Below are 6,451 nucleotides of genomic sequence, written 5' to 3'. Positions count from 1 at the left end.
GGACGTCGGCGCGGGGCATGACATCAACCGTGCCGACCGTACAGCCGGTGGCCGAAACGCGTCAGACCCTGTGGACGACTCCGGCGCTGTGGACGGACGGTGCGCGCGAGCGGAACGACGCCCGGCTCGGCCCTCTCCTCGGCCTCCTTCCGGGCACCGCCCTCACGCCCGCAGGTAGGCCAGGACCGCCAGGACCCTGCGGTGGGTCTCGTCCGCCGGGGGCAGGTCCAGCTTGGTGAGGATGCTGCCGATGTGCTTGCCCACGGCCGCCTCCGACACCACGAGTTCGCGGGCGATCGCGCCGTTGGACCTGCCTTCCGCGATCAGGGCCAGCACCTCCCGCTCGCGCGGGGTGAGCCGCTCCAGCGGATCGCGGCGCCGGCGCAGCAACTGCCGCACCACCTCCGGGTCGACGACGGTGCCGCCGTCCGCGACCTCGCACAGCGCCTCGACGAACTCCTCGACCTGGCCGACGCGGTCCTTCAGCAGGTAGCCGACGCCCGTACCGTCACCCGAGTCCAGCAGGTCGGAGGCGTACGTCCGCTGCACGTACTGGCTGAGCACCAGCACCGGGAGCGCGGGCCGCCGCTCCCGCAGCCGCACCGCCGCGTGCAGGCCCTCGTCCTGGAAGCCGGGAGGCATCCGGACGTCCGTCACCACGATGTCGGGAGTGTGCTCCTCCACCGCGGCGACCAGCGCCTCCGCGTCGCCGACGGCCGCGACGACCTCGTGCCCGCAGCGGCCGAGCAGGCCGATGAGCCCTTCCCGCAGCAGCACGCTGTCCTCCGCCAGCACTACGCGGAGGGGTCGGTCAACTCGCACGGCGCACAAGGAATCTCCACACGCAACAAGGTCGGTCCACCCGCCGGACTGGACAGGGAGAGTCTGCCATCCAGCACCGACACCCGGTCCGCGAGTCCCACCAACCCGCTGCCGGCCCCGGCCTCCGGTCCGGCCCCGGCACCGACTCCCGCTCCGGCCCGTGCACCGCCCCGGCCGTCGTCGGACACCTCCAGGAACAGGCGGCCGCCCCGGTGCCCGCCGCTCACCCGCGCCCGACGGGCCCCGCTGTGCTTGGCGACGTTCGCGAGCGCCTCGCACACCACGAAGTACGCGGCGGCCTCCACCGCCCGGGGCAGCCTGCCGGGCAGCTCCAGTTCCACGTCGACGGGCACGGCGGAGCGGTCGGCGGCGTCGGCGACGGCGGCTTCCAGGCCGTAGTCGGCGAGCACCTTGGGATGGATGCCGTGGACGAGCTCGCGCAGCTCCTGGAGCGCCTTGCCCGCCTCCTCGTGGGCCTTGGCGAGCTGATCGGCGAGCGGCCCCGGCGGTGCGTCCAGGCGGGCCAGGCCCAGCGTCATCGTCAGCGCCACCAGCCGCTGCTGGGCCCCGTCGTGCAGATCGCGCTCGATGCGCCGCCGCTCCGCCTCGAAGGCGTCGACCAACCGCACGCGGGAACGGGCCAGTTCGACCACCCTGGCACCCAGGTCCCCGTCACGCGGGGCGATCAGCAGCCGGGTCAGCCCGGCGCGTGCGCCGGCGGCCACGCCCAGGAGGTAGGCGCCGAGGGCCGTCAGCAGCAGCCCCAGCACGGCGACTCCGAACGCCGTCGGCCAGGTGGTGACCGTCCACAGCTTGAGCACCTTGGCCTCCCGGCCGTCTCCGGCCGTGGCCATCAGCAACGGGGTGGCGGCCGTGCCCAGCGGCAGGAGCAGGGCGACCGTGAGCGCGAGGGCGTCGACCGGCCACAGCAGACCCGCGCACAGCAGGGCGTGGCCGAGCTCCCGCCAGGTGGCCCGTTCCCGCACCCGGGTGGTCAGCCAGGCCCGCAGGCCGGGGGCGGCGGGCGGTCGGTGCAGGTCGTACGCCGGATCCCGGTCGACCAGGCGCAGCCTGAGCCGCTCCAGCCGGGCCACCGGGACGCCCGCGAGGGCCGCGGCGCACAGCAGTGGCAGCCCCACCAGCGCGAGCGCGAGCACACCGCCGACCGCCACCGAGGTCACGAGACCCACGAGCACGAGGACCCCGGTCACGACGCCGGTGAGGAGGTATCCGGCCGAGCGCCACGGCCACGGCGACAGCAGGTAGCCGGGGCGGGCCATGGCCTGCCAGGGATTGCGGGGCTGCATGCGGATCACCGTAGGAGCCCGCGCCGCCCGGGGCCATGGGCCTGGTGGGAGGGCCGGGGGTATGCCTGGCCCTACCCCAGGTCTCACCCCCGCCGTACTGCGCCGGCCGGCCCCCGGACGGTTTCGTGGAGCCACACGGCCGGCCCGGAGCGGCCGAAGCGGACGGTCCGGAGCGACCGGCCCGGAACAACCGGCCCGGAACGGACAGAAGGACAGGTGACAGGGCAGTGGGGGGACACATGGGCGGGACGGCCCGGACGAACGGTGACGCGCTCACCCTGCGCCGCGTGAGCCGGCGGTACGGATCGGGGGAGAGCGCGGTGACGGCGCTCGACGACGTGACCCTCTCCGTCCCGCGCGGCGGTTTCACCGCCGTCATGGGCCCCTCCGGCTCGGGCAAGTCGACCCTCCTGCAGTGCGCCGCCGGCCTGGACCGGCCCACGTCGGGCTCGGTCACCGTGGGCGGTACCGAACTGACCGGACTGAACGAGACCGGGCTGACCCTGCTGCGCCGCGAGCGGATCGGGTTCGTCTTCCAGGCGTTCAACCTGCTGCCGTCGCTGACCGCCGAGCAGAACGTGGCGCTGCCGCTGCGCCTGGCCGGCCGGCGCGTGCCCCGGGCCCGGGTCCGCGAGGTGCTGCAACAGGTCGGCCTGGCCGAGCGGGCCCGGCACCGGCCGGCGCAGCTGTCCGGCGGCCAGCAGCAGCGCGTGGCCCTGGCCCGCGCCCTGATCACCCGTCCCGAGGTGCTGTTCGGCGACGAGCCGACCGGTGCGCTGGACTCGCGGACCGGCCGCGAGGTGCTGGCGCTGCTGCGCGGCATGGTCGACCGCGAGGGCCTGACGGTCGTCATGGTGACGCACGACCCCGTCGCCGCCTCCCGCGCGGACCGGGTGGTCTTCCTCGTCGACGGCCGGGTCGACGGCGAGCTCGCCGGGGCGGGCGCCGACGACATCGCCGCCCGCATGACCGGGCTGGGGGGCGTGCCGTGCTGAGCGTCGCCCTGCGCACCCTGCGCACCCGCTGGGTCACCTTCACCGGCAGCTTCGTCGCCCTGTCGCTGGGGGTCGCGCTGCTCGCCGTCACGGGCCTGGCGCTCGCCTCGTCACTGGACGCGCCCGAGCGGCGTCCGGAGCGGTTCGCGGCCGCGCCGGTCGTGGTCAGGGGGCAGGACACCCTGCGCGTGCCGACCCCGGTCGGCGACCGCACCCATGAGCTCGCCGTGCCGCGCGGGGTACCGGCCGCGACCGTCGCGAAGCTGGAGCGGCTCGGCACCGTCGTGCCGGACCGGTCCTTCGCCGTACGGGCGGCGGGCGGGCCGGACGACCTGGTGGGCCACCCCTGGTCCACGGCCGCGTTCGCCCCGTACGAGATCGAGGCGGGGCGCGCCCCGCGTGCCGCCGGGGAGGTCGTGACCACCGGCGACTGGGCGGAGCCCGGCCGGAGCGTGCGCACCGACCGCGGCACCGTGCGGGTGGTCGGCACCGTCACCGACCGCGGCTTCGAGAACGCCGTGTTCTACACCGACGCGCAGGCCGCCCGGCTGTCCCCCGCCTCCGTCCAGCTGGCCGTCGACGCCGACCCGGCGGCCGTACGGGACGCGGTGCGCGGCAGCGGCGCCGAGGTCCTGACCGGGAACGCGCGCCGGTACGCCGACGCCGACCCCGACCGGGACGGCGAGGCCCTGACCGCGATGAACGCCCTGTTCGGTACGGCCGGCGGCGTCACCGCGTTCGTGTCGGTGTTCGTGGTGGCCTCCACCTTCGCCTTCGCCGTCGCCCAGCGGCGCCGCGAGTTCGGCCTGCTGCGCACCGCCGGCGCCACGCCCGGCCAGATCCGCCGGATGGTGCTCGCCGAGGCCGCGCCGGTGGGTGTCCTGGCGTCGGCCGCCGGCTGCGTGCTCGGCGCGTACGGCGCGCCCGCACTGGCCGACCGGGTGGTCGACGGCGGTCTGGCACCGTCCTGGTTCGCCATCGGCGACCACACCTGGCCGTACCACATGGCCTTCTGGACGGGCCTGCTCGTCGCCCTGTGCGGTGCGGTGGCCGCCTCCTGGCGGGCGGGCCGCACCGGGCCCGTCCAGGCGCTGCGCGAGGCGTCGGCGGACACCGGGGTGATGACCCGGGGCCGCCTGCTGTTCGGCGCGGGTCTGCTGCTGGCCGCCGTGGTGACCCTCGGCGTCGCCCTGGCCGGCGACCCGGGCGACCTGCTGCACCGCAAGACGTACGTGAGCCGGCCGATGCTGCTGATCACCGCGGTCGCGCTGCTCGCGCCGGCCGTGGTGCGCCCGCTGACCCGGCTGCTCGCCTGGCTGCCCGCCCGGCTGCCGGGCGCCGGCGGCATGCTGGTCCGGGAGAACGCCGCGGCGGGGGTGCGCCGCACCGCCGCGATCGCGGCCCCGGTCCTGGTCACGGTCGCCCTCGCGGGCTCCCTGCTGGGCGCCACCGCGACGCTGGACGAGGCGAAGGCGGCCGAGATCCGGGAGCGGACCGCCGCCGCCTTCGTCGTCACCGCCCCGGGCGACACGGGGTTCGACGCGCAGACGCTCGACAGGCTGCGCGCCGTGCCCGGCGCCGAGGTGTCCACGACCGCGTCGAGCGCCGTGTACGTCCTCGAGGAGGGTGTGGCCCTCGTCAGGTCCGAGGCGCGCGCCGTCGAACCCGAGGCGCTGGCGGCCACCACGCGGCTGCCGCTGGCCGCCGGCCGGGTGGCCGACCTCGACGACGGCTCGATCGTCGTCAACGAGGAGTGGGAGCGGCACACCGTGGGCGACCGGGTCCGGGTGTGGCTCGGCGACGGCACGCGCAGGACGCTGCGGATCGCCGCGGTGATGACCACCGGCACGGGCGACAACGGCGTCTACGTCACCCCGGCCAACGCCCCCGGCGCGGCCGTCGGCCGGGTCGACGTCGCCCTGGCGGGCGGGGCGGACTCCGACGCCGTGGCCGCCGGGCTGCGCGAGGCGGTGCGTTCCCTCGGCGGGGAGGTGTTCACCCGGGAGCGGTGGATCGCGGCCACCCACCCCGGGACCGACCGCACGACCCGGCTCGGCCTCCTGCTGGTGCTCGGCATCGCCCTCCTGTACACGGGCATCTCCCTGGTGAACACGATGGTCATGGCGACCTCCGACCAGGTGCGCGACCTGGCCGTGCTGCGGCTGGCCGGGGCCACCCACGGGCAGGTGCTGCGGCTGGTGGCGGCCGAGGCGCTGCTGGTGGTCGCGGTCGGCGGACTGCTGGGCCTCCTGGTCGCCGGGCTCAACCTGGCCGGGATGCGGGCCGCGCTGGGCCTGCTGTCGGCCCCGGGCACCATCGCGCTGCCCTGGACGGCCCTCGGCGTCGTCGTGGCCGCCTGCGCCCTGTCGGCCGTGGTGTCCGCCGTCGTCCCCGCCGCTCTCGCCCTGCGCAGGCGCGCGGTGGAATCGGCCGGCGCACGGGAGTGACGGCGCCCCGGCGGGGGTACGGCCCGGCCCGCGGCGACGGAAACGATCATGAGATGTTCCTCACAGCGGCGACCGCCGTTCCCGCCCCGGACACGCGGAACGGGCGGCATCCGATGGATGCCGCCCGTCCGACGGTGTGCGCGAGGGGGGAGTTGAACCCCCACGCCCTTGCGGGCACTGGAACCTGAATCCAGCGCGTCTGCCTATTCCGCCACCCGCGCATTGGGTGTGTCCTCGGGCTCCGTCCCTTGGGGGCGGCGCCTTCCGACATCCAGAACATTAGCACGCTGGTCGGGGTGGATTCACATCCCTTTCCCCGGCCCCGCCCCTCACCCGTCCTGAGCAGCGCTCCCGCGCCCGCCGGGCCCGCCCGGCACCCGCCCGCGCCCGGCCGGCCGGAGGCGTCGCCGCCCCGCGCGCGTACCGACCGGAACCTCATCTCGTATCAACCTCGTACCGGTGGCCCCCGTCTCCCCGGGAGCCGGACGGAGTCCACAGCCGGGTGCGGGACACTGGTCTGCGGCCCCCTCTACGATCCATGGCAGAACGACGCGCACCGGCACGGCCGAAGGAGTTCGAAGAGGAGCCCCGGAGGGAACTTCGTCAGGCGTCGACATCCGTCGGCCGGGCGGGCAGGGGGAACCAGCCGATCGACCGGCGCGTGGATACGATCAGTAAGCAGTACCAGGTAAACGCAGTACCAGGCAGACGGTGCACGACACGGTGCACGGGGCAGTACACAGGACGGCAGCGACGGAGGAGGTGCCCCATGGGAGTCCTGAAGAAGTTCGAGCAGCGTCTCGAAGGTCTGGTCAACGGCACCTTCGCCAAGGTGTTCAAGTCCGAGGTGCAGCCCGTGGAGATCGCGGGAGCGCTCCAG

The 6,451-nt window shown here is 75.4% G+C and carries 5 protein-coding genes and 1 tRNA gene; 3 read left to right on the top strand and 3 right to left on the bottom strand.

Annotation, left to right across the window (positions count from 1 at the left end):
- Positions 1 to 162: 162 nt before the first annotated feature.
- Positions 163 to 795, bottom strand: a complete 633-nt coding sequence (locus RIM90_RS10445; protein ID WP_309060332.1) for a response regulator transcription factor — start codon at positions 793 to 795, stop codon at positions 163 to 165.
- Positions 795 to 2,102, bottom strand: a complete 1,308-nt coding sequence (locus RIM90_RS10440; protein ID WP_309060364.1) for a sensor domain-containing protein — start codon at positions 2,100 to 2,102, stop codon at positions 795 to 797. Before RIM90_RS10440 ends, RIM90_RS10445 begins: the two co-directional genes overlap by 1 nt.
- Before the next feature lie 266 nt (positions 2,103 to 2,368).
- Between RIM90_RS10440 and RIM90_RS10435 the strand changes: the two genes are divergently transcribed.
- Complete coding sequence (locus tag RIM90_RS10435; RefSeq protein ID WP_309060363.1) at positions 2,369 to 3,124, top strand: ABC transporter ATP-binding protein; 756 nt, start codon at positions 2,369 to 2,371, stop codon at positions 3,122 to 3,124.
- The gene (locus RIM90_RS10430) at positions 3,118 to 5,571 is read left to right on the top strand and encodes an ABC transporter permease (protein ID WP_309060331.1); all 2,454 of its coding nucleotides are present in this window, start codon (positions 3,118 to 3,120) and stop codon (positions 5,569 to 5,571) included. The genes RIM90_RS10435 and RIM90_RS10430 overlap by 7 nt, the downstream gene beginning before the upstream one ends.
- Positions 5,572 to 5,708: 137 nt before the next feature.
- Here RIM90_RS10430 and RIM90_RS10425 read toward each other — a convergent pair.
- Positions 5,709 to 5,792: transfer RNA gene (locus RIM90_RS10425), tRNA-Leu, on the bottom strand.
- Positions 5,793 to 6,340: 548 nt separating this feature from the next.
- Here RIM90_RS10425 and RIM90_RS10420 point away from each other — a divergent pair.
- A partial coding sequence (locus RIM90_RS10420) for an FhaA domain-containing protein (RefSeq protein WP_309060362.1) occupies positions 6,341 to 6,451 on the top strand: 111 nt, incomplete at its 3' end.

The organism is Streptomyces sp., assembly GCF_031181555.1.
GTDB lineage: Bacteria > Actinomycetota > Actinomycetes > Streptomycetales > Streptomycetaceae > Streptomyces > Streptomyces fimbriatus.
This window is presented reverse-complemented; position numbering and strand designations above follow the sequence as displayed.

Excerpts from the sequence above, each read along its gene's own strand:
- RIM90_RS10440 (WP_309060364.1), bottom strand. The coding sequence starts at position 2,102 with ATGGCCCGCCCCGGCTACCTGCTGTCGCCGTGGCCGTGGCGCTCGGCC.
- RIM90_RS10435 (WP_309060363.1), top strand. The coding sequence starts at position 2,369 with ATGGGCGGGACGGCCCGGACGAACGGTGACGCGCTCACCCTGCGCCGC.